15 protein-coding genes and 2 pseudogenes are annotated in these 18,978 nt (G+C 66.1%); 7 read left to right on the top strand and 10 right to left on the bottom strand.

What is annotated here, in order from left to right:
• Window positions 1–20: 20 nt before the first annotated feature.
• Both M0765_RS23165 and M0765_RS23160 read right to left on the bottom strand, forming a co-directional pair.
• On the bottom strand, window positions 21–3,089 hold the full coding sequence (locus tag M0765_RS23165) for an FAD-binding and (Fe-S)-binding domain-containing protein (RefSeq protein WP_258506124.1): 3,069 nt from the start codon (window positions 3,087–3,089) through the stop codon (window positions 21–23).
• Between the two features lie 11 nt (window positions 3,090–3,100).
• Window positions 3,101–3,796, bottom strand: a complete 696-nt coding sequence (locus M0765_RS23160) for a GntR family transcriptional regulator (RefSeq protein ID WP_157613807.1) — start codon at window positions 3,794–3,796, stop codon at window positions 3,101–3,103.
• A 120-nt stretch (window positions 3,797–3,916) separates the two neighbouring features.
• On the opposite strand from M0765_RS23160, the gene M0765_RS23155 reads away from it, so the two are divergent.
• From M0765_RS23155 to M0765_RS23145, 3 genes are all read left to right on the top strand, one after another.
• Entirely contained in the window at window positions 3,917–5,158 is a 1,242-nt protein-coding gene (locus M0765_RS23155) for a pyridoxal-phosphate-dependent aminotransferase family protein (RefSeq protein WP_258506123.1), read from the top strand.
• Window positions 5,159–5,278: 120 nt separating this feature from the next.
• On the top strand, window positions 5,279–6,256 hold the full coding sequence (locus M0765_RS23150) for a Bug family tripartite tricarboxylate transporter substrate binding protein (protein WP_258508397.1): 978 nt from the start codon (window positions 5,279–5,281) through the stop codon (window positions 6,254–6,256).
• 322 nt (window positions 6,257–6,578) lie between these two features.
• Window positions 6,579–7,337 (top strand): 2-keto-4-pentenoate hydratase, encoded by a 759-nt coding sequence (locus M0765_RS23145; RefSeq protein ID WP_258506122.1) that lies wholly within the window; start codon window positions 6,579–6,581, stop codon window positions 7,335–7,337.
• Here M0765_RS23145 and M0765_RS23140 read toward each other — a convergent pair.
• Window positions 7,286–8,247 (bottom strand): annotated as a pseudogene (locus M0765_RS23140) (LysR substrate-binding domain-containing protein). The gene M0765_RS23145 and the pseudogene M0765_RS23140 sit on opposite strands and share 52 nt — an antisense overlap.
• Before the next feature lie 98 nt (window positions 8,248–8,345).
• Here M0765_RS23140 and M0765_RS23135 point away from each other — a divergent pair.
• Window positions 8,346–9,542, top strand: a complete 1,197-nt coding sequence (locus M0765_RS23135) for an MFS transporter (RefSeq protein WP_258506121.1) — start codon at window positions 8,346–8,348, stop codon at window positions 9,540–9,542.
• A gap of 35 nt (window positions 9,543–9,577) precedes the next feature.
• Window positions 9,578–10,609 (top strand): aldo/keto reductase, encoded by a 1,032-nt coding sequence (locus tag M0765_RS23130; RefSeq protein ID WP_258506118.1) that lies wholly within the window; start codon window positions 9,578–9,580, stop codon window positions 10,607–10,609.
• 22 nt (window positions 10,610–10,631) lie between these two features.
• Here M0765_RS23130 and M0765_RS23125 read toward each other — a convergent pair whose 3' ends face one another.
• Window positions 10,632–11,336, bottom strand: a complete 705-nt coding sequence (locus M0765_RS23125) for an FMN-dependent NADH-azoreductase (RefSeq protein ID WP_446751568.1) — start codon at window positions 11,334–11,336, stop codon at window positions 10,632–10,634.
• Window positions 11,337–11,446: 110 nt separating this feature from the next.
• Between M0765_RS23125 and M0765_RS23120 the strand changes: the two genes are divergently transcribed.
• Window positions 11,447–12,376 (top strand): LysR substrate-binding domain-containing protein, encoded by a 930-nt coding sequence (locus tag M0765_RS23120; RefSeq protein ID WP_258506115.1) that lies wholly within the window; start codon window positions 11,447–11,449, stop codon window positions 12,374–12,376.
• 40 nt (window positions 12,377–12,416) lie between these two features.
• The gene (locus M0765_RS23115; RefSeq protein ID WP_258506113.1) at window positions 12,417–13,052 is read left to right on the top strand and encodes a Pr6Pr family membrane protein; all 636 of its coding nucleotides are present in this window, start codon (window positions 12,417–12,419) and stop codon (window positions 13,050–13,052) included.
• Between the two features lie 5 nt (window positions 13,053–13,057).
• Here M0765_RS23115 and M0765_RS23110 read toward each other — a convergent pair whose 3' ends face one another.
• The 6 genes and pseudogenes from M0765_RS23110 to M0765_RS23085 all read right to left on the bottom strand — a co-directional run bounded on the left by M0765_RS23110 (window position 13,058) and on the right by M0765_RS23085 (window position 18,968).
• The gene (locus M0765_RS23110; RefSeq protein ID WP_258506112.1) at window positions 13,058–13,696 is read right to left on the bottom strand and encodes an ABC transporter ATP-binding protein; all 639 of its coding nucleotides are present in this window, start codon (window positions 13,694–13,696) and stop codon (window positions 13,058–13,060) included.
• 23 nt (window positions 13,697–13,719) lie between these two features.
• A complete protein-coding gene (locus M0765_RS23105; RefSeq protein WP_258506111.1) occupies window positions 13,720–14,625 on the bottom strand; it encodes an SDR family oxidoreductase in 906 nt (301 codons plus the stop codon).
• 113 nt (window positions 14,626–14,738) lie between these two features.
• Window positions 14,739–15,677, bottom strand: coding sequence for a glutathione S-transferase family protein (locus tag M0765_RS23100; protein WP_258506110.1), 939 nt, complete (start codon window positions 15,675–15,677; stop codon window positions 14,739–14,741).
• Between the two features lie 44 nt (window positions 15,678–15,721).
• A pseudogene (locus M0765_RS23095) lies at window positions 15,722–17,379 on the bottom strand (isovaleryl-CoA dehydrogenase).
• Window positions 17,380–17,456: 77 nt separating this feature from the next.
• On the bottom strand, window positions 17,457–18,473 hold the full coding sequence (locus tag M0765_RS23090) for an NADP-dependent oxidoreductase (RefSeq protein WP_258506109.1): 1,017 nt from the start codon (window positions 18,471–18,473) through the stop codon (window positions 17,457–17,459).
• Window positions 18,474–18,506: 33 nt separating this feature from the next.
• Entirely contained in the window at window positions 18,507–18,968 is a 462-nt protein-coding gene (locus M0765_RS23085) for a PaaI family thioesterase (RefSeq protein ID WP_258506108.1), read from the bottom strand.
• Window positions 18,969–18,978 lie beyond the last annotated feature (10 nt).

The raw sequence follows: 18,978 nt of genomic DNA, 5'->3' as shown, positions 1-18,978 counted from the left end.
GTGCCACCCGCGATAGCCGTTCAATCGGCCAGGGCTGCCGGCGCCAGGTGCCGCTCCAGCAGCACGGCGACGTGCACGGCTTCGCGCTGCGCGCCGTCGCCGATCTGGTGGCGGCAGCTGGTGCCGTCGGCCACCACAATGGCTCCCGGCTTCGCGCGGATCGCCGGCAGCAGGCTGGCCTCGGCCATCTGCATCGACACCTCGATATGGCGCGCCTCATAGCCAAAGCTGCCGGCCATGCCGCAGCATGAGCTTTCGATCAGTTCGGGCTCGGCGCCGGGAATGAGCCGCAGCACCTCCAGCACCGGGCTGACCGCGCCGAACGCCTTCTGGTGGCAATGGCCGTGCAGCAGGATCGGCGCCGTTGCGGGGGTGAGCGCAAGCGCGAAGCGGCCGGCCTTCATTTCGCGCGCAATGAACTCCTCGAACAGCAGCGCCTGCTTGGCGACTGTTTCGGCCTTCTTGCCGAAGCCCATCACCAGGGTTTCGTCGCGCAGCGTAAGCAGGCATGAGGGCTCGAGCCCGACGATGGGAATGCCCGCCTCGGCCAGCGGCTTGAGGGCGTCGATCAGTGCCTCGGCACGGCGCTTGGCTTCAGCCACCATGCCGCTGGCCAGGAAGGTGCGGCCGCAGCAGTGATGCCCGCCGCTTTTTTCCACCGTGTGCAGCGTGTAGCCCGCAGCCTTGAGGACACGCGCCGCGGCCAGCGCGTTTTCGCTTTCGAATGTGCCGTTGAAAGTGTCGACGAAAAGTATCGCGGCCTTGCCGCCGCTTGCCTGCACCGACAGCACGGCTTCGCGGCTTGCAAACATGCCGTGCAGGTCGGCCTTGGCGCGCCAGAAGGTGTCGGTGCGCCATTCGGGCAGTGACCGTCGCGCGGAAAAACCGAGCAGCTTTTCGCCCAGCCAGGCTGCGCCGGGCAAGGTGTTGCGCAGGTTCATGAGCCACGGCAGGCGGCTGGCCTTGTGCGCGTAGTCGGGCATGTACGCCACGATCTTGTCCTTCAGCGTGTGGCCGTGGCGCTTCTTGTAGTGGTCGAGAAACTCGATCTTCATCTTCGCCATGTCCACGCCGGTCGGGCAGTCGCGCTTGCAGCCCTTGCAGCCGACGCACAGGTCCATGGTCTCGTGCATCTCTTCGCTGGTGAAGGCGTCGGCGCCGAGCTGACCCGAGAGGGCTAGCCGCAGCGTGTTGGCGCGCCCGCGCGTCAGGTGCTGCTCGTCGCGCGTCACGCGGTAGCTCGGGCACATGGTGCCGGCGTCGAACTTTCTGCAGTGGCCGTTGTTGTTGCACATTTCCGCGGCCTTGGCCAGGCCGCCCGTGCTGTCACCCCCGGTACCGGGCGCGGTGGTCTGCTCGGTCACCGGATCGGCGTTGACGTTCCAGGCCGACCAGTCGAGCACGGGCTTGAGCTCGATGCGCTTGTAGGGCCTGGGCGCCGTGGGCGGTGCAAAGCGGAACAGCGCGCCGTCGTCCATGCGCGGCGTGTCGATGATCTTGCCGGGGTTGAAAAGATTGGCCGGATCGAGCTTTTGCTTGATGGCGCGAAACGCCTCGTTGATGGCGGGGCCGAACTGCCATTCGATCCATTCGCCGCGGCACAGGCCATCGCCATGCTCGCCGCTGAAGGCACCCTTGTACTTGCGCACCAGCGCGGCGGCGTCTTCGGCAATGGCGCGCATCTTGGCGCCGCCGTCTGCGCGCATGTCCAGAATTGGCCGCACGTGCAGCGTGCCGACCGAGGCATGCGCATACCAGGTGCCGCGGCTGCCGTACCGGGCGAACACTTCGGTCAGCGCATCGGTGTATTCGGCCAGGTGCTCGAGCGGCACGGCGCAGTCTTCGATGAAGCTCACCGGCTTGCCGTCGCCCTTCAGGCTCATCATGATGTTGAGGCCGGCCTTGCGCACTTCCCACAGGTTTTTCTGGCGCGCGTCGTCGGGCATTTCGACCACGCTGCCGGGCAGCCCCAGGTCGCCTATGAGCTCGGCCAGTTGCTTGAGCCGCGGCAGCAGCCCGGCCTTTTCAGCACCCGCAAACTCCACCAGCAAGATGGCCGCCGGCTTGCCGATCAGCGCCGTTTCCACCGTGGGCTTGAACGCCGGGTTGGCAAGGCTCAGCTCGATCATCGTGCGGTCGACCAGCTCCACCGCCGTGGGGCCGAGCTTCACGATGTGCTGCGCCGCATCCATGGCCGAATGGAAGGTCGGAAAATTCACGATGCCCAGCACCTTGGCGCGCGGCAGCGGCGCAAGCTTGAGCTTCAGGCTCTTCGTATAGGCCAGGGTGCCTTCGGCGCCGATCAGCAGGTGCGCAAGGTTCACGCTGCCGTCGGCGGTATAGGGCCGCTCGTTCTGGTTGTCGAAGATGTCGAGGTTGTAACCGGCCACGCGGCGCAGCACCTTGGGCCAGTTGGCGTGGATCTGCTCGCGGTGCTCGACAGCCAGCCCGTGCACGAACTGCGCAATGCCAGCCGCGCGCGGGCCCAGCGTGGCCTGCGGGCCAAACTCGACCAGCTCGCCGCTCGAAAGCCAGGCGCTCGCGCCCAGCACGTTGTGCACCATGTTGCCGTAGGCAATGGAGCGCGAGCCGCAGGAGTTGTTGCCGGCCATGCCGCCGAGCGTGGCCTGCGCGCTGGTCGACACATCGACCGGATACCAGAGGCCGTGCGGCTTGAGCTGCGCGTTCAGGTGGTCGAGCACCAGGCCGGGCTCGACGGTGGCGGTGCCCTCTTCCACATTCACGTCGAGCACGCGGCGGAAATGCTTGCTGTTGTCGATCACCAGCGCGGCGCCCGTGGTCTGGCCGCACTGGCTGGTGCCGCCGCCGCGCGCAAGCACGGGCACCTTCAGGTCGCGCGCAATGTCGATGGCCGTTGCAATGTCCTGGTCGTTGGTCGGCACGAACGCGCCCACGGGCATGATCTGGTAGATCGACGCATCGGTGGCGTAGCGGCCGCGCGAACCGTCGTCGAACAGCACCTCGCCCTGCGTTTCAGCGCGCAGCCGGCGTGCGAGCGCATCGCAGGTTTCATTGGGCGGAAGAACGGTTCCGGCGGGCTGGATGTGGCTTGCGGGATCGACGCGCATGGTGTGGGGGGTCAGCTCGCTTTGTGGGTCTGGGGGTAGATTTCGCCGGCGCGCATCAGCTCCAGCACCGTGTCGCGCTTGCGCATGAGGTGCGCGACCATCACCTTGCGCATTGCCGGTGCGTCGCGCGTGGCTAGCGCGTTGACCATCTGCTCATGCTCTTCGACGGCGTGCTTCCACTTCGCGTCGTTCTGGTTTGTGCGAAAGCGCAGCGACTGCACGCGGGCGTTGATGGAACGGTAGGTGCTGGCCAGCACCGGGTTTCCCGCGGCCTCGTTGATGGCGGTGTGAATGCGCGCGTTGAGGCGGTAGTAGCCCGAGAGATCGCGCCGAGCGAAGCACGCCATCATTTCGTAGTGCAGCGCGCGCACCTCGGCCAATTCTTCATCGGTAATGCGCTTGGCCGCCAGCTCGCCCGACATGCCTTCGAGCATGGCGAGCACCTCGAAGGTGTTGAGCACGTCGGCCTCGGTGAGCTTGACCGCCACGGCGCCGCGGTTGGGCAGCAGGTCGACCAGCCCTTCGGCCGCGAGCAGCTTGATGGCCTCGCGCAAAGGCGTGCGCGACACGCGCAGCTGCAGGCACAGCTCGCGCTCGTTGAGCTTTGCGCCCGGGGCGATGTGCCCTTCGACCAGCATCGTGCGCAGGCGCGAAGCCACTTGGTCGTGCAGCGCGAGGCGCGAGATTTCGATGATGTCTGCAGTCATGTCTGTTTCCTTGAATGCATTTTGAATGCAAAAAACCACAGCTGCAATCGGTGTTGTTAAGGGTAAACCAGCATGCTTTATTCAATTTTGAATGCAAAACTGAAGGCGAAAGGACAGTCCATGCTGCAACTCGACATCCATCCCACCGGCCGCCACTTCCTCCAGATTCCCGGCCCCAGCCCGGTGCCCGACCGCATCCTGCGGGCCATGAGCCTGCCGACCATCGACCACCGCGGGCCCGAGTTCGGCACGCTGGGGCTCAAGGTGCTCGGCGGCATCAAGCAGATCTTCAAGACGAAGCATCCGGTTGCCATCTACCCTGCTTCCGGCACGGGCGCATGGGAGGCCGCGCTGGCCAACACGCTGAGCCCGGGCGACCACGTGCTGATGTACGAAACCGGGCACTTCGCATCGCTGTGGCAAAAAATGGCCACGCGGCTCGGCCTGTCGACCGAATTCCTCGCGTGGACGGGCAAGGACGAGCAACTGCCCGCCGCGCCCAGCTGGCGCCGCGGCGTGCAGGCCGATCTCATCGAGGCGCGCCTTCGCAAGGACACCGAAAAGAAGATCAAGGCCGTGTGCGTGGTGCACAACGAAACCTCCACCGGCGTCACATCTGACATTGCCTCGGTGCGCAAGGCCATCGATGCGGCGGGCCACCCCGCGCTCTTGATGGTCGACAGCATCTCCGGCCTCGCAAGCGCCGATTTCCGGCATGACGAATGGGGCGTGGACGTCACCGTCAGCGGCTCGCAAAAGGGTTTGATGCTGCCGCCCGGCATCAGCTTCAACGCGCTCTCGCCGCGTGCGCTCGAAGCCTCGAAAACCGCCAGGCTGCCGCGCGCGTTCTGGGCCTGGGACGAGATCGTGGAGATGAACAAGGACGGCTACTGGCCCTACACGCCCAACACCAACCTGCTCTACGGTTTATCGGAATCGCTCGACATGCTGCTCGGCGAAGGCCTGGACAACGTGTTCGCGCGCCACCAGCGCTGGGCTGCCGGCGTGCGCGCGGCCGTCAACGCCTGGGGCCTGCCGATCCAGTGCGCCGACCCGGCCGTGTATTCGCCCGTGCTCACCGGCGTGATCACCCCGGAGGGCGTCGATGCCGACGCGCTGCGCCGCCTGATTCACCAGCGCTTCGATCTTTCGCTGGGCACCGGCCTCGGCAAGCTCAAGGGCCGCATGTTCCGCATGGGCCACCTGGGCGACAGCAACGACCTGACGCTGGTCGCCATGGTGGCGGGCGTCGAAATGGGCATGAAGCTCGCGGGCATCAAGCTGGCAGGCAGCGGCGTGCACGCGGCCATGGACCATTTCGCAAGCCACGCCGCGTCCCCGGCACTGCAGAAGGCCGCGTAGCGCACAGACCTGTTCCCCACCTGGCCGCAACGCGTCGCTCGAACGGCGCGGCGGCCGACACCCTTGCCCGACATCCAGTCAGGCACGCATCGGACCCACCACACACTGGAGACAAAGATGATGCAGAGACGTTCGCTGATTCAAGCCGCGGGTGCCGCGGCCGCCACGCTGGGCGTGCCCCGGCTCTTCGCGCAGGAGTGGCCCAGCGGGCCGGTGCGCATCGTGGTGGGGTTTCCGCCGGGCGGGGGCACCGATGCGCTTGCGCGCGTGGTGGCGCAAAAGCTCACGACCATGTGGAACCAGCAGGTCATCGTCGAGAACAAGGGCGGCGTGGCGGGCGTGCTGGCGGCCGAATACGTGTCGCAGCAGCCCAGCGACGGCAGCACGCTGCTCATGGCGCACATCAACAGCCACGCGCTCGCGCCGAGCCTTCAGCCCAAGCTGCGCTACAGCGTGGAACGCGACTTCGTGCCGATCGTGCTCGTGGGTGTCACGCCCAACCTGCTGATTGCGAGCCCGGCGCAGAAGGCACTCACGGTGAACGACATCGTGACCGCTTGCAAGGGCTCTCCAGGCACGGTGAGCTTCGGCTCCGCGGGCGCCGGTTCGGCACAGCACCTGGCACTCGAAATGTTCAAGCTGCAGGCCAAGGTGGATGCGCTGCACGTGCCGTACAAAGGCAGCGGCCCGCTGCTGGCCGACCTGATGGGCGGCCAGATTCAATACAGCTTCGAAACCATGACCGCAGCCACGCCGCACGTAAAAAGCGGCCGCGTCTTGGCCGTGGCGCAGACCCGAGCCAAACGAGCCAAGGGCCACCCCAACGTTCCCACCATGCAGGAGCAGGGCTTCGCCGGTTTCGAGGCCACCACCTGGTACGGCCTGGCAGGCCCGGGCAAGCTGCCCCAGTCGGTCGCCGACAAGGTCAACCGCGACGTCAACACGGTGCTCGCGATGCCCGATGTGCAGGAAAAGCTCGACACCTATGGTGCGGAGGACGGGGGCGGCTCACAGGACAAGTTCAAGCAGTTCATTGCGACCGAGATCGCCAAGTGGGCCAAGGTGGTGAAGGATGGCAAGGTGCATGTCGATACTTGACTTGCTGCCTTGTTGACGGGTTCAGGGGATTCAGGGCGGCGCACCCGCCGACGGGGTACCTTTCTCCGCGAATGTCCCCGGGGCTGCGCCCCTCCTCCTTTATTTCGCTGCGCAAGGCACCCCATCGACGTGTGCGTCATACGCGCTGGTCGTTGATCAGCGGTGCACCAGCAGCGTGCTCCGGTGCACAGGGCATCCGGTGCTCCGCGCAGCGAAATAAAGGAGGAGGCCGAAGGCCGGGGGACATTCGCGGAGGGGAGTACCCGATGGCCTTTGCACTCGCCCAGGACGCAACTGACAAAATCACAAGATGACCTCACAAATGACAGCCCTGACCGATGCGCTCGTTGCAGCCCGCCGAAGCAACGCCCCCCTCGATGCCGCCCCCTGGACCGACGCGCTGCAAGACGCAACTCAGGCCTACGAAGTCCAGGACGCAGTAGCGGCTGCGCTCGGCTGGTTTGGTGACCGTGCCGTTCCGGTCCATTGGAAATCCGGCGGCGCCTCCAGAAGCGTGACGCTCACGCATGCGCCGCTGCCTCCACACGGCGTGCGCACGAGCCCGGCGGACTTCAGCGACTTGGTTTTTCACGCGCCCGGCATCGAAGCTGAGATCGCCCTGCGGCTCGGACAGGACGTGACACCCGCCATGGCCGCGAAGCTCGACCACCAGGACGCGGCTTCGCTGATCGATGCCATGGCGGTCTCGGTGGAAATCGTCGATTCGCGTTGGCAAGACCTGGCCGCTACGCCCCCGTTGCTGCGCCTTTCGGATTCGCAAGTGCATGGCGCGCTGGTTCTCGGCGAATGGCAGCCTTATGCGGCCGTCGATTGGGCTTCGCAGCACTGCGAAACAAAAGTCGGCAATGCGGAAACCGTGGTGCGCGAAGGCACCCATCCGCTCGCCGACCCGGCGTGGCTGCTGCCCATCTGGCTGCGCCACATCACGCGACACGGCCATACCGCGCCGGCCGGCACCATCGTGACAACCGGCTCGTGGGTGGGCCTGCTTCCCTGCAGCCGCGGCGATCAGGTGACGGCGGAATTTGCCGGCATCGGCTCGGTTCGCTTGATCGTGTAGCGCCCTCCCCCACGCCCGAGCACGCCACCAGAAAGTCGAGCACCGCGCGCACCCGTGCAGGCAAGGTGCCGGCCTTGCCGATGTACACCGCGTGAATCGGCTCCACCTCGGCGGGGTTGAATTCCTGCAGCAGCGGCACCAGCCGGCCCGCATCGATGTCGTGCTGGATGTGATACAGCGACAGCCGCGCCACGCCCGCGCCCGCAATCGCCAACTGCCGCAAGGTTTCGCCGTCGCCCGCGCGCACCGGCCCGGCCACGGGCAGCGAGATCATTCGCCCATCGACACGCAACGGCCAATCAGGCGTATTGCGCCGGTAGCTCCAGCCCAACCTGTTGTGCGCTTCCAGTTCCTGCGGCGTGTGCGGTGTGCCGTACTTTGCAAGATAGTCGGGCGAGGCCACGATGGCCTGGCTGGTTTCGCCGAGGCGCCGCGCCACCAGGTCTGAGGGCGGCAACTGCCCCCAGCGGATCGCGATGTCCGCGCGCTCGTCCATCAGGTCGACGATGCGGTCGGTCAGTGCAATGTCCAGCGTGATTTGCGGATGCAGCTCGAGCAGCCTGGGCACCAGCGGCACCAGCTTGTGGTGCCCGAAAGACACGCTCGCGTTGATGCTCACCCGCCCGCGCGGCGCGGCGCCCGCGGCGGCGCAGCGCTCGGCCTCATCCATGTCGGCCAGCACGCGCGTGCTGCGCTCGTAGAAATGCAGGCCTTCGGGCGTAAGCTGCAGTTTGCGCGTGGAGCGGTGCACCAGCTGAATGCCAAGCCGCAGTTCGAGCCGCGCGACGAGCTTGCTTACCGCGGAAGGTGTCATGTCGAGCAGGCGCGCCGCGGCGGAAAAGCCGCCGGATTCGACCACCTGTACGAAGGCCTCCATTTCACCGGAGCGGTTCACATCGATACGCGGCATGGCGGCTCCTCGGTTTTCAGCTGTGACTTCAATTCACAAGTCTATGTACAGCCGGCATTCTAGTCATCCATGGGGATAACCCGCACAGTAGAGCCATCATGCCAATTGCTCTACTCGCCCTTACCGCCGGTGCCTTCGGAATAGGCACTACCGAATTCGTCATCATGGGCCTGCTCATGCAGGTCTCGGCGGATCTTCATGTCTCCATTACCGCCGCCGGCTTGCTGATCTCGGGCTATGCGCTCGGCGTTGCGGTCGGCGCGCCCATGCTCACCATTGCCACCCGCAAGCTGCCGCGCAAGACCGTGCTGCTGGCGCTGATGGCGATCTTCACGCTCGGCAACCTGGCCTGCGCGCTCGCGCCCAACTACGAGCTGCTGATGGCCGCGCGCGTCGTCACCTCGCTCGCGCATGGCACCTTCTTCGGCGTGGGCTCGGTGGTGGCCACGGGCCTTGTGGCGCCGGAGCGCCGCGCCTCGGCCATTGCCATCATGTTCACCGGCCTCACGGCCGCCACGCTGCTCGGCGTGCCGGCGGGTGCATGGCTTGGCCTGCAGTACGGATGGCGCGCCACCTTCTGGGCCGTGACGCTGATCGGCGTGCTGGCGTTTGCGGTGCTCGCGATCTTCGTGCCCCGCGTCAAGGGCGAGGCCAAGCCGGCGCCGCTGCGCGACGAGCTTGCGGTGCTCGCAAGGCCCCAAGTGCTGCTGGGGCTGGCGATGACGGTGCTCGGCTTTGCGGGCGTGTTCGTGGTGTTCACCTACATCCAGCCCTTGCTGACGCAAGTCACCGGCCTGCCGGAATCGGCCGTGTCGCCAATCCTGCTGGTGTTCGGCGGCGGCCTTGCGGTGGGCAACATCCTGGGCGGCAAGCTGGCCGACCGCGCAACGATGCCCGCCGTGATCGGCACGCTGGTGGCGCTGGCCGCCGTGCTCGGCGCAATGCAATTCACCATCGGCACGCCGTTCACCGCCGTGGTGTTCGTCGGCCTGCTCGGCATCGCTTCTTTCGCGACGGTGGCGCCCATGCAGCTGCGCGTGCTCGAGAAGGCTTCGGGCGCCGGGCAGAACCTGGCGTCGAGTCTGAACATCGCGGCCTTCAACCTGGGCAACGCGCTCGGCGCGTGGGCTGGCGGCGCAGTCATCGACCACGGCCCTGGCCTGCGCTCTCTTGGTTGGGTGGCTGCGCTGCTCACGCTGGTAGGCCTGGCGATTGCACTCTGGAGCCGCTCGCTCGACCGGCGCGAGAGCAACAACGACGCTCCGGCCGACTGTGCCACTTCGGCGCAGGCCTGAAAACACTACTCAACGACAACTACAAGGACACCATCATGGAACAACGCTTTCTCGGCCGCTCCGGCTTCAAGGTCCCCGCACTCGGCTTCGGCGCCGGCACTTTCGGCGGGCAAGGCCCACTCTTCAGTGCCTGGGGCAACACCGACGTCGAGGGCGCGCGCGGCATCGTCGACCTGGCGCTCGATGCGGGCGTGACGCTGTTCGACACGGCCGACGTGTATTCGAACGGCGCGTCCGAATCGATACTCGGTGCCGCGCTCAAGGGCCGGCGCGACAAGGCCATCATCTCGACCAAGCTCTCGCTGCGCGTAGGCGACGGGCCGAACGACGTCGGCGCCTCGCGCCACCACCTGATCGCCGCAACGGAGGCCGCGCTCAAGCGCCTGGACACCGACTACATCGACATCCTGCAGCTGCACGCTTTCGATGCGATGACGCCGGTCGAGATGGTGCTCGACACGCTCGACGACCTGGTGCGCGCGGGCAAGGTGCGGCTCATCGGCGCATCGAACTTCTCGGGCTGGCAGCTGATGAAATCGCTCTCGGCCTCCGACCGGCTCGGGCTGCAGCGCTTCGTGGCCAACCAGACCTATTACTCGCTGATCGGCCGGGATTACGAATTCGAGCTGATGCCGCTGGGCATGGACCAAGGGCTGGGTGCCATCGTCTGGAGCCCGTTGGGTTGGGGCCGCCTCACGGGCAAGGTGCGCCGCGGCCAGCCGCTGCCCGCCGGCAGCCGCCTGCACGAAACCGCCGGCTTCGCACCGCCCGTGGATGACGAGCGCCTGTACCGCGTGGTCGATGCCATGGACCAAGTGGCCGAGGAAACCGGCAAGACCGTGCCGCAGATCGCGCTCAACTGGCTGCTGCAGCGGCCCACCGTTTCGAGCGTGCTGATCGGTGCTCGCAACGAAGAGCAGTTCAAGCAGAACCTCGGCGCACTTGGCTGGCAGCTCAGCGCGGAGCAGATCAAGCGGCTCGATGCGGCCAGCGCCGTGACGCCGCCCTACCCTTACTACCCGTACTGGAACGGGCAGTTTGCAGAGCGCAGCCCTGTGGCGGTATGAGCCGGCCGAGGTAGATGAACGCCTAGACCAGCGCGGCGTTGGCAGAGCGCTCGTTCGCCAGAGCTCCGCCAAGTTGGTCCACCAGGCGGTCGACTTCCTGCTCGGCCTTGCGAAGCGATTGCGCGAGCTCCTCGCCGCCGAATTCGTCGGACTCCACCGCCGCCTCGTACACATCGGTAATGCCGATGTAGCCGAACACGGAACGCACCGAGCTCTCGGTATGGTTCAGGTGCGCGATGCGTCCGCCCGGGCCATAGCCGTGATCGCCGCGCGCACCAAGCAGCACCATGCGCTTGCCCGCATCCGCGAGCATCGGCCAGTACGGCACGGCGCCGCGCGCACGGTCGAAACCGAAGGTGCGGCCCACACGCACGATGTTGTCGATGTAGGCCTTGAACTGCGCGGGCACGCTGAAGTTGTACATCGGCAAGCCCACCACGATCACGTCGGCGGCAACCAGCTGGTCGACGAGCCGGTCGCTCTCGGCCAGTGCCTCGGCCATCCAGGGCTCGCGCTCGGCGGGCGGAGTGAAAGCCGCATGAATCCAGCGGCCATTGACGTGCGCCGGAGGATGCTGGCCCACGTCAAGGTAATCGATGCGGTCATCGGGGCGGGCCTGGCGCCAGCGCTCGACAAAGCGCGCGGAGAGCCGGCGCGTGTGCGAGCCGTGAGGGTCGATACCGGAAAGCCCGGGACGGGCGCTGGTGTCGATATGGAGAAGATTCATGGTCGTCAATGAGTGAGTTGATCTGTTCTGTTCGGCGCGTTCAAAATGACTGCACAGGCCTCTAATCTAGAGACGAGGCCGGACTCCTACAAACGATCATTTCTCCATCGATGAATGAAATAATCTCACCTGTTCGCCGGCCGCGCAGCTTGCCACCCCTGCTCTCGCTGCGCGCATTCGAAGCGGCGGCCGCGCATTTGAGCTTTCAGCGCGCGGCGCACGAACTTTCCGTGACGCCATCGGCCATCAGCCACCAGGTGCGCGCGCTCGAAGACACGCTCGGCCGGCCGCTGTTTCGCCGGCTCACGCGGCAGCTGGCTTTGACACCCGCGGGCCAGCGGCTTTTCGACGACTTGCACGCAGGCTTCGACGCGCTTGAAGCCGGAGTCGAAAGGCTGCGCCAGCCAGCCGCACTGCAGGCCGTCACGCTCACCACCAACACCGCTTTCGCCGCCCGCTGGGTGCTGCCGCGCATGGCCGGCTTTGGCAAGGCATGCCCTGGCATCGAGCTGCGGCTGCACGCCAGCGATACGCTCGTCGACCTGGCGCGTGGCGATGCCGAAATTGCCGTGCGCTCCGGCAGCGGCAACTGGCCCGGTCTCACTGTGAGCGAGTTGATGGCCGAGCAATACGCACCGCTGTGCAGCCCGATGCTCGGCCTGAAACGCGCGAGCGATTTGCCGAAGCACCAGCTGATTCACGCCGATTGGCAGCCCGGCGCCGCAGCGCCCGCAACCTGGCCCAGATGGTTTCGCGAGGCCGGCATTGCACCGCCCCGTGGCCGATCAATGAAGGCCGCGGGCCTCTCGTTCTCCGACGAAACCCACGCCATCCTCGCCGCACTCGCGGGCCATGGCGTGGCGCTGCTCAGCCTCACACTCGCGGCCGAAGAGTTGCGCAGCGGCGCGTTGGTGCAGCCCTTCGGGCCGGCGCTGGACACCGGAAGCTACTTTCTCGCGACGGCGCAGGGACGCGAAAATGAACCGGCGATTCGCGGCGTCTGGGACTGGATCGCGTCGCAGCGCGCGGCAGTTGCTTGATGCAGCCTCACATACCTGAAAGGCACCCAAGTTGAAGAACATGAACGTCGCACTGGCACGCCTTCTTCACGGCGTTGTCGCACTCGCCGCGCTGGCGGGCATCGGCCTCGAACTTGCCGCAGCAATCACCGGTGGCGCGGGAGCCGCTCCGACGCATCTCGAGCGCTTTGTGCGGCTCTTCAGCTACTTCACCATCGACGCGAACATCCTCATCGGCGGCACGAGCGCCCTGCTCGCTTTTCGTCCCGCGCACGATGGCCGACTGTTCCGTCCGCTGCGGTTGACCGCCGTCTTGAGCATTGCCGTGACGGGCATCGTCTTCCACACCGTGCTCACCGGGCTGCGCGAGTTGACGCCGTCCGGGCAACTGGCCAACTTTCTGCTGCACACCGTGACACCGGTCGTCGCGGTGCTCGGCTGGTTGCTCGTCGGCCCGCGGCCGCGCATCGACGGCGGCACCATCGGTCTTTCGGTACTGCTGCCGCTGGCATGGATCGTCTACACCTTCGCGCGCGGTGCGTTCGTCAGCTGGTATCCGTATCCGTTCATGGATGTCGGTGCGCTGGGGTTCGGGCGCGCGGTGCTCAACTCGGCGGTGGTTGCCGTGATCTTCCTGGCCATGGCATTCGGCTTGCGGCTGCTGGAGAAGCAGCTTCCTTCAGCGCCGGCGGCCTGAAAGCTTCAGCGCAGCGGCAGCTCGATGCAACCTGCAAGCGGCACCGCGGTGACGCGCTCGCTGCTCGCAACGACCACGGCTCGGCCGGGCTGCGCGGCGCGCCGGGCCAGCGCATTCCACAGGTGATGAATCGATCGGGCATCGAGTGCACCCGTAGGCTCGTCCAGCAGCACCAGCGGACGTCCCGATGCCAGTGCGGCCGCCAGCCACACCTTGCGCTTCGAGCCGGTCGAGAGCATGTACATCGGTTTCTCGAGATGCGGGGTCAGTGCGAAGCCTTCGACGAGGGCTTGCCATGAAGCCTCATCGAAACCCGCATCACCTTCGCTGAGCGTTGCCGTGCATGCGTGGGCCGTGACCTGGTCGAAGGCTTCCGTCGTTGGGTCGCAGAAGAAGACGTTCTGGCGATAGGCATCGGGTGCGAGGTCGAGCCGCGCGCCCACTGCCGTCAGCCGCCCGGTCGCAGCCAGCGCGCCGGCCATCACGCGGAGCAAGGTGGACTTTCCGGTGCCGGTGTCGCCATACAGCAGCGTGACGCCCTCCCCAATGGCCACGGACCAACCGGACGCCAGCGCGGGCTGGTCCGGATATGCGAAGCCCAGGTCCTGAAGTTGAAGGATCGAGAGAGAAGTCGAAGGATTCATGCCCCGGTTGTAGCCGCAAACGATCAAGCCGCCCGCAACTGCTCCCGCAGCTTCTGCCCGATCTCGGGCCGCTCGAGAAACGGATCCGCCGGATTCTTGACGGCGACGATGTTCTCCATGCGGCTGCGCACATTGCCCAGCGCCTTCGGATGGCTGAACACGTAGAACTGGTTGTCGCTGATGGCCTCGAACACCTTCGCCGCCACCTCGGCCGCCGTGATCTTGCCGCTGCTCACCGCCTTGTTGCTCATGGCTTGGCCGATCAGCTGGCTCTTGGTGAGCTCCGTCTCCTTCGGCGCATTCGGCCGATTGCGCTCGCTGCTCGTGATGCCGGTGGGCACGAAGTATGGGCAAAGCAGGCTCGCGCCGATCTGGTCGGTCACCAGGTTCAGATCCTGGTAAAGCGTTTCGGTCAGGCTCACCACAGCCGCCTTGGCGGCGTTGTAAATGCCCATGTTGGGCGGCGTGAGCAACCCCGCCATGCTGGCCGTATTGGTGATGTGGCCGCGGTAGCCCGGGTCCTTGGCGGCAGCTTCGAGCATCATCGGCGTGAACAGGCGCACACCGTGAATCACGCCCCACAGGTCGACGCCCAGCACCCATTCCCAGTCGGCCACGGTGTTTTCCCACACCAGGCCGCCCGCGCCCACGCCGGCATTGTTGAACACGAAGTGCGGCGCACCGAAGCGCTCTTTCACCGCAAGGGCGAGCGCCTCCATCTGCGCAGCATCAGACACGTCGACCTTGCGGGCGAGCACCTGCGCGCCGGCGGCTTCCATCTCGGCCTGGGCCTTGTCGAGCGCATCTTGTTGCACGTCGACCAGCACCAGGTTCATGCCGCGCGCGGCCCCGATGCGTGCGCACTCCAGCCCGAAGCCCGAACCCGCGCCGGTGAGTACGGCCGTCTTGCCCTTGAAGTCCTGAATCATTTGCCGCTGTCCTTCTTGCGTTGAAAGTTTTGTCTCTGACTGACGTTGGTGCGGCAATTGAAATACGAAAAGCGCCGCGGCGCAGTCACGAAGGTGCCCCGCGCGAGAAGCTTTCAGGCTTCGGCTTGCTTCAGCACGTAGCCGATGCGTGGGAAATGCACGTGCACCGTGCCTACGCGCTCGTGGCTGCGCTCCAGCGTGTAGTGCGTGCGCGTGGCGGCCACCAGCGTGCCGGGTGTTTCCTCGAGGCCGAAGCTCTCGGCGCGGACCGTGACTGCGCTTCCCAGCGGAATGCCGTGGTCGTCCTGGAAGGTGCTGTCCGTCAGCAGCGTGTGCGGCGTTGCGGCCTTGGCAATGGCAATGGCTTCGTCGGGGTTCGATTTTTCGGGCACGCCGTGTCCGATGGCGGCCATGCGGTCCATCCAGTCGACCACCGCGGGCGTGAGGTCGAGAATGCCCCGCACCGAGTCGATGCGGCGCGTGTACCAGAGCGGGTGGTACGCCGAAAAGTCGGCAATGCACGGCGCTTCGCCCAGCAGGTAGGGCTTGTCGTCGAGCATGTCGGACAGGCGGCGCAGGTAAGACTTGTACGCACTCGTCGCGTCGGCCGGGCGCAGCCGCGTCATGTTGCCCGTGCTCATCTTCGCGCGGTCTTCGCCGAAGGCCTTGGCGGCTTCGGGCGGCGCCTTGGCAAACACCTCGGCCACGCCGCGTGGCTGCAGGTTCCAAGCCATTGCGGCCCAGAACAGCGTGGTGTCGGCCCACTGCGAGAGGATGCGCGACATGCCCTTTTCGGGCTCCGGGTAGAGCGTCGCCTCGGGCTGGAGATGTTCCAGCACATCGGCGATGAGTGCGCTGTCGCAGTAGATGTCGGCGCCGATCTGCAGGAACGGCGTCTTGCGATAACCGCCGGTGAGTATTCCCACCTCGGGCTTGGGCATGATGGCCGGAATGAGGACGGACTTCCACGGCAGCTTCTTGGCGCCGAGGATGAGCCGCACCTTCTCGGAAAACGGCGAAGTGTTGTAGTGGTGCAGGATGAGTTCGGCCATCGGCGTCCTTGTGTTCTTTCTTTGAATTGTTCGGGGATCTGCGATCAACGAGGGCTGGCGCGCTCGATGATCGAATCGAAATCGGTGCCCGCGCCCAGCGTGCCGAATGCGTTGCCCCAATCGCCGCGCAGGCGCGATGCGCAAAACGCGCCTACAACCGCGGGCGGCGCGGTCTGCGCAAGCAACGCAGCTTGCACCGCCAGGGCCACGTCCTGTGCCAGACGGCGCGCCTCGGTTTCGGAGGCCATCGCCTCGATGCGTGCAGGCAGCGCTTCGGCCAGCCGGTCGAGCGCGGCGTGCTGGCCGCGTGCGGGCGCCAGCTCTTGGGCGAGGGCCGCTACCGCATCGCCCTTGCGCAGGCCGCGCAGCATGTCGAGCGCCATGATGTTGCCCGCGCCTTCCCAGATCGAGTTGAGCGGCATCTCGCGGTAGATGCGGGCCATGGTGCCTTCGCCGCCCTCCTCCACATAGCCGTTGCCGCCCAGGCATTCCATGGTCTCTTGCGCAAAGTGGCTGCCGCGCTTGCAGATCCAGAACTTGGCGACCGGTGTGAGCAGCCGCGCCATCAGGCGTTCGTGTTCGTCGTCCTGCCGGTCGAACGCGCGGGCAAGGCGGATGGCAAGCGCCGTAGAGGCTTCGCTTTCGAGCGCCAGATCCGCCAGCACGTTCTTCATGAGCGGCTGCTCGACAAGCGGCTTGCCGAAGGCGTTGCGCTGCACGGTGTGGTTGATGGCCAGGCTCAGCGCCTGGCGCATGAGGCCGCTGGTGCCCAGTGCGCAGTCGAGCCGCGTCATCGTGCCCATCTCGAGGATCTGCGGAATGCCGCGGCCTTCTTCGCCTACCAGCCACGCACTGGCGCCATGAAACTCGACCTCCGAGCTCGCATTGGCCTTGTTGCCGAGCTTGTCCTTCAGGCGCTGAATGTGGATGGCGTTGCGGGCGCCATCCCCCATCCATCCGGCAACACGCGAGGCAAGAAGAAGCAGCTCAGCCCGGCAGGCGCCTGCGCCAGCACCAGGAAGGCATCGCACATCGGCGCCGAGAAAAACCATTTGTGGCCGGTGATCGCATAGCGCTCGCCCCAGGCATCACTGCCCTCGCGCGCGGCACTTGTGGTGTTGGCCCGCACGTCCGAGCCGCCCTGCTTTTCGGTCATGCCCATGCCCATGGTCACGCCGGGCTTGTCCTTGAAGGACTTGAGCGCGGGGTCGTACCAAAGGCTGCCGAGCTTGGGCCCCCAGTCGGCATACACCGCCGCATTGCTGCGCAGTGCGGGCGTTGCGGCGTAGGTCATCGAAATGGGGCAAAGAACCGACGATTCCAGCTCGGTGAAGAGCATGAAGCCCGCCGCCCGCTGCACGTGCGGCGAGGCGGAAGTGCCGGTCCACGGCGTGCCGTGCAGGCCCGCGCCGACGGCAGCCTTCATCAGCGTGTGGTAGCTGGGGTGAAACTCCACCTCGTCGATGCGCCGGCCGAAGCGGTCGTGCGTGTGCAGCTCGGGCGTATGGGTGTTGGCAAGACGGGCATGCGTCTGCATGTCGGCCGAGCCGACGGCGGCGCCCAGTTCATGCAGCTGCGCCAGCTGGAGCGCAGGCACGTTGAACTGCAACGCATCGCGCAGGGGCCTGTTGGTTTCGAAGAGGTTGTAGTCCACCAGCGGCGCGGGCTGGTTGAACACCTCGTGCGTTCCAGCATTCTTCATACAGAACCTCCGAGAAGTCAGTTCCAGAAAAACCGCGGCACCGGGTTTGCCGGTCCGCTGGCGTGGCCCCCGGCAGCCTAGATCAACTTGACCAGTTGCTTGCCGAAATTCTTGCCCTTGAGCAAACCCAGGAAGGCCTCAGGGGCGGATTCGATGCCCTGCGCCACCGACTCGCGTGGCTTGAGCTTGCCGGTGGCCACCAGCGTGCCGAGCTCGGTCAGCGCCTCGGGCCACACTTCCATGTGCTCGCTCACGATGAAGCCTTCGATCTTCATGCGGTTGATGAGAATGAGCGCCGGGTTGGCCAGCGGCAGCGGCTGGCCGTCGTAGCCCGCGATCATTCCGCACAGCGCAACGCGAGAGAAGGCATTCGCGCGCAGCAGCACGGCGTCGAAGATATAGCCGCCCACGTTCTCGAAGTAGCCGTCGATGCCGTTCGGGCAGGCTTCCTTGAGCGCGGCGCTCATGCTCTTCACATCGGGGTGCTGGCGGTAGTCGATGCAGGCGTCGAAGCCCAGCTCATCGGTCACGTACTTGCACTTGTCGGGGCCGCCCGCAATGCCGACCACCCGGCAGCCGCGCGCCTTGGCCAGTGCGCCGAATGCGCTGCCGACTGCGCCGCTGGCGGCGGTAACGACCATCGTCTCGCCGGCCTTGGGCGCAATGATTTTCACCAGCCCATACCAGGCCGTGACGCCCGGCATGCCGACCGCGCCGAGGTAATGCGACAGCGGCACGTGCGTGGTGTCGACCTTCTTCAGCGCGCCGGGCTGCGATGCATCGACCACGCTGTATTCCTGCCAGCCGCCGAAGCCCACCACCTTGTCGCCGGCGGCAAACTTGGGGTGCTTGCTTTCCACCACTTCACCGGCGGTGCCGCCTTGCATCACCTCGCCGAGCGGCTGCGGCTGCGCATAGCTCTTGGAGTCGTTCATGCGGCCGCGCATGTACGGGTCCAGGCTCATGTAGTGGTGGCGCACCAGCACCTGGTTCTCGGCCAGCGCGGGCGTTTCGGCGGTCACGAGCTTGAAGTTGCTGGCAACGGCTTCGCCATCGGGGCGGTTGTCGAGGTGGATCTGCTTGTTGGTGGGCATGTATGGGCTCCTGGAGATTCGTTCGGTGGTCGGTCAGTCGGTCGAAGGCGGCCGCATCGCGTTCGCGCTGGCGGGCCCTGTGGGCAGGCGTCGCTTCACGTACTTGAAGGTGCCGGTGGCATGGGCGCACACGCGCTCCTGCTCGTCGTAGATCTTGGCCTCGGTAAAAGCCAGCGTCGCGGTGCGATGAATGAGCGTGCCGCGCGCGTGCAAGGGGCCGACCGAAGGCTGCATGAAGCTGGTCTTCATCTCGATGGTGACCACGCCAGTCTCGGGTGCCACGCTGCGCGCCGCGGCCGCCATGGTGATGTCGAGCAGCGTCATGCAGGCGCCGCCATGGGTCACGTCGAAGGTGTTCAGGTGCTCGGGCTTGGCGGTGTAGACGATCTCGGATTCGCCGCCTTCGAACTTGGTGAGCTCGAAGCCCAGGTGGCGCGCGAAGGGAATCTGGCTCGTGTACGAGCGGATGTTGATGTCGGTGGAGTCTTCAGTCATTGCGTACCAA

Source organism: Variovorax sp. S12S4, assembly GCF_023195515.1.
In the GTDB taxonomy this organism is placed as follows: Bacteria; Pseudomonadota; Gammaproteobacteria; order Burkholderiales; family Burkholderiaceae_C; genus Variovorax.
Note: the sequence above shows the minus strand (reverse complement) of the source record. Positions and strands in the feature narration are given on the sequence as shown.

Coding starts and splice junctions, on each gene's coding strand:
- M0765_RS23160 (WP_157613807.1), bottom strand. CDS start 3,796: ATGACTGCAGACATCATCGAAATCTCGCGCCTCGCGCTGCACGACCAA.
- M0765_RS23165 (WP_258506124.1), bottom strand. CDS start 3,089: ATGCGCGTCGATCCCGCAAGCCACATCCAGCCCGCCGGAACCGTTCTT.
- M0765_RS23155 (WP_258506123.1), top strand. CDS start 3,917: ATGCTGCAACTCGACATCCATCCCACCGGCCGCCACTTCCTCCAGATT.
- M0765_RS23105 (WP_258506111.1), bottom strand. CDS start 14,625: ATGATTCAGGACTTCAAGGGCAAGACGGCCGTACTCACCGGCGCGGGT.
- M0765_RS23130 (WP_258506118.1), top strand. CDS start 9,578: ATGGAACAACGCTTTCTCGGCCGCTCCGGCTTCAAGGTCCCCGCACTC.
- M0765_RS23135 (WP_258506121.1), top strand. CDS start 8,346: ATGCCAATTGCTCTACTCGCCCTTACCGCCGGTGCCTTCGGAATAGGC.
- M0765_RS23145 (WP_258506122.1), top strand. CDS start 6,579: ATGACAGCCCTGACCGATGCGCTCGTTGCAGCCCGCCGAAGCAACGCC.
- M0765_RS23110 (WP_258506112.1), bottom strand. CDS start 13,696: ATGAATCCTTCGACTTCTCTCTCGATCCTTCAACTTCAGGACCTGGGC.
- M0765_RS23115 (WP_258506113.1), top strand. CDS start 12,417: ATGAACGTCGCACTGGCACGCCTTCTTCACGGCGTTGTCGCACTCGCC.
- M0765_RS23090 (WP_258506109.1), bottom strand. CDS start 18,473: ATGCCCACCAACAAGCAGATCCACCTCGACAACCGCCCCGATGGCGAA.
- M0765_RS23125 (WP_446751568.1), bottom strand. CDS start 11,336: ATGAATCTTCTCCATATCGACACCAGCGCCCGTCCCGGGCTTTCCGGT.
- M0765_RS23085 (WP_258506108.1), bottom strand. CDS start 18,968: ATGACTGAAGACTCCACCGACATCAACATCCGCTCGTACACGAGCCAG.
- M0765_RS23120 (WP_258506115.1), top strand. CDS start 11,447: ATGAATGAAATAATCTCACCTGTTCGCCGGCCGCGCAGCTTGCCACCC.
- M0765_RS23100 (WP_258506110.1), bottom strand. CDS start 15,677: ATGGCCGAACTCATCCTGCACCACTACAACACTTCGCCGTTTTCCGAG.
- M0765_RS23150 (WP_258508397.1), top strand. CDS start 5,279: ATGCAGAGACGTTCGCTGATTCAAGCCGCGGGTGCCGCGGCCGCCACG.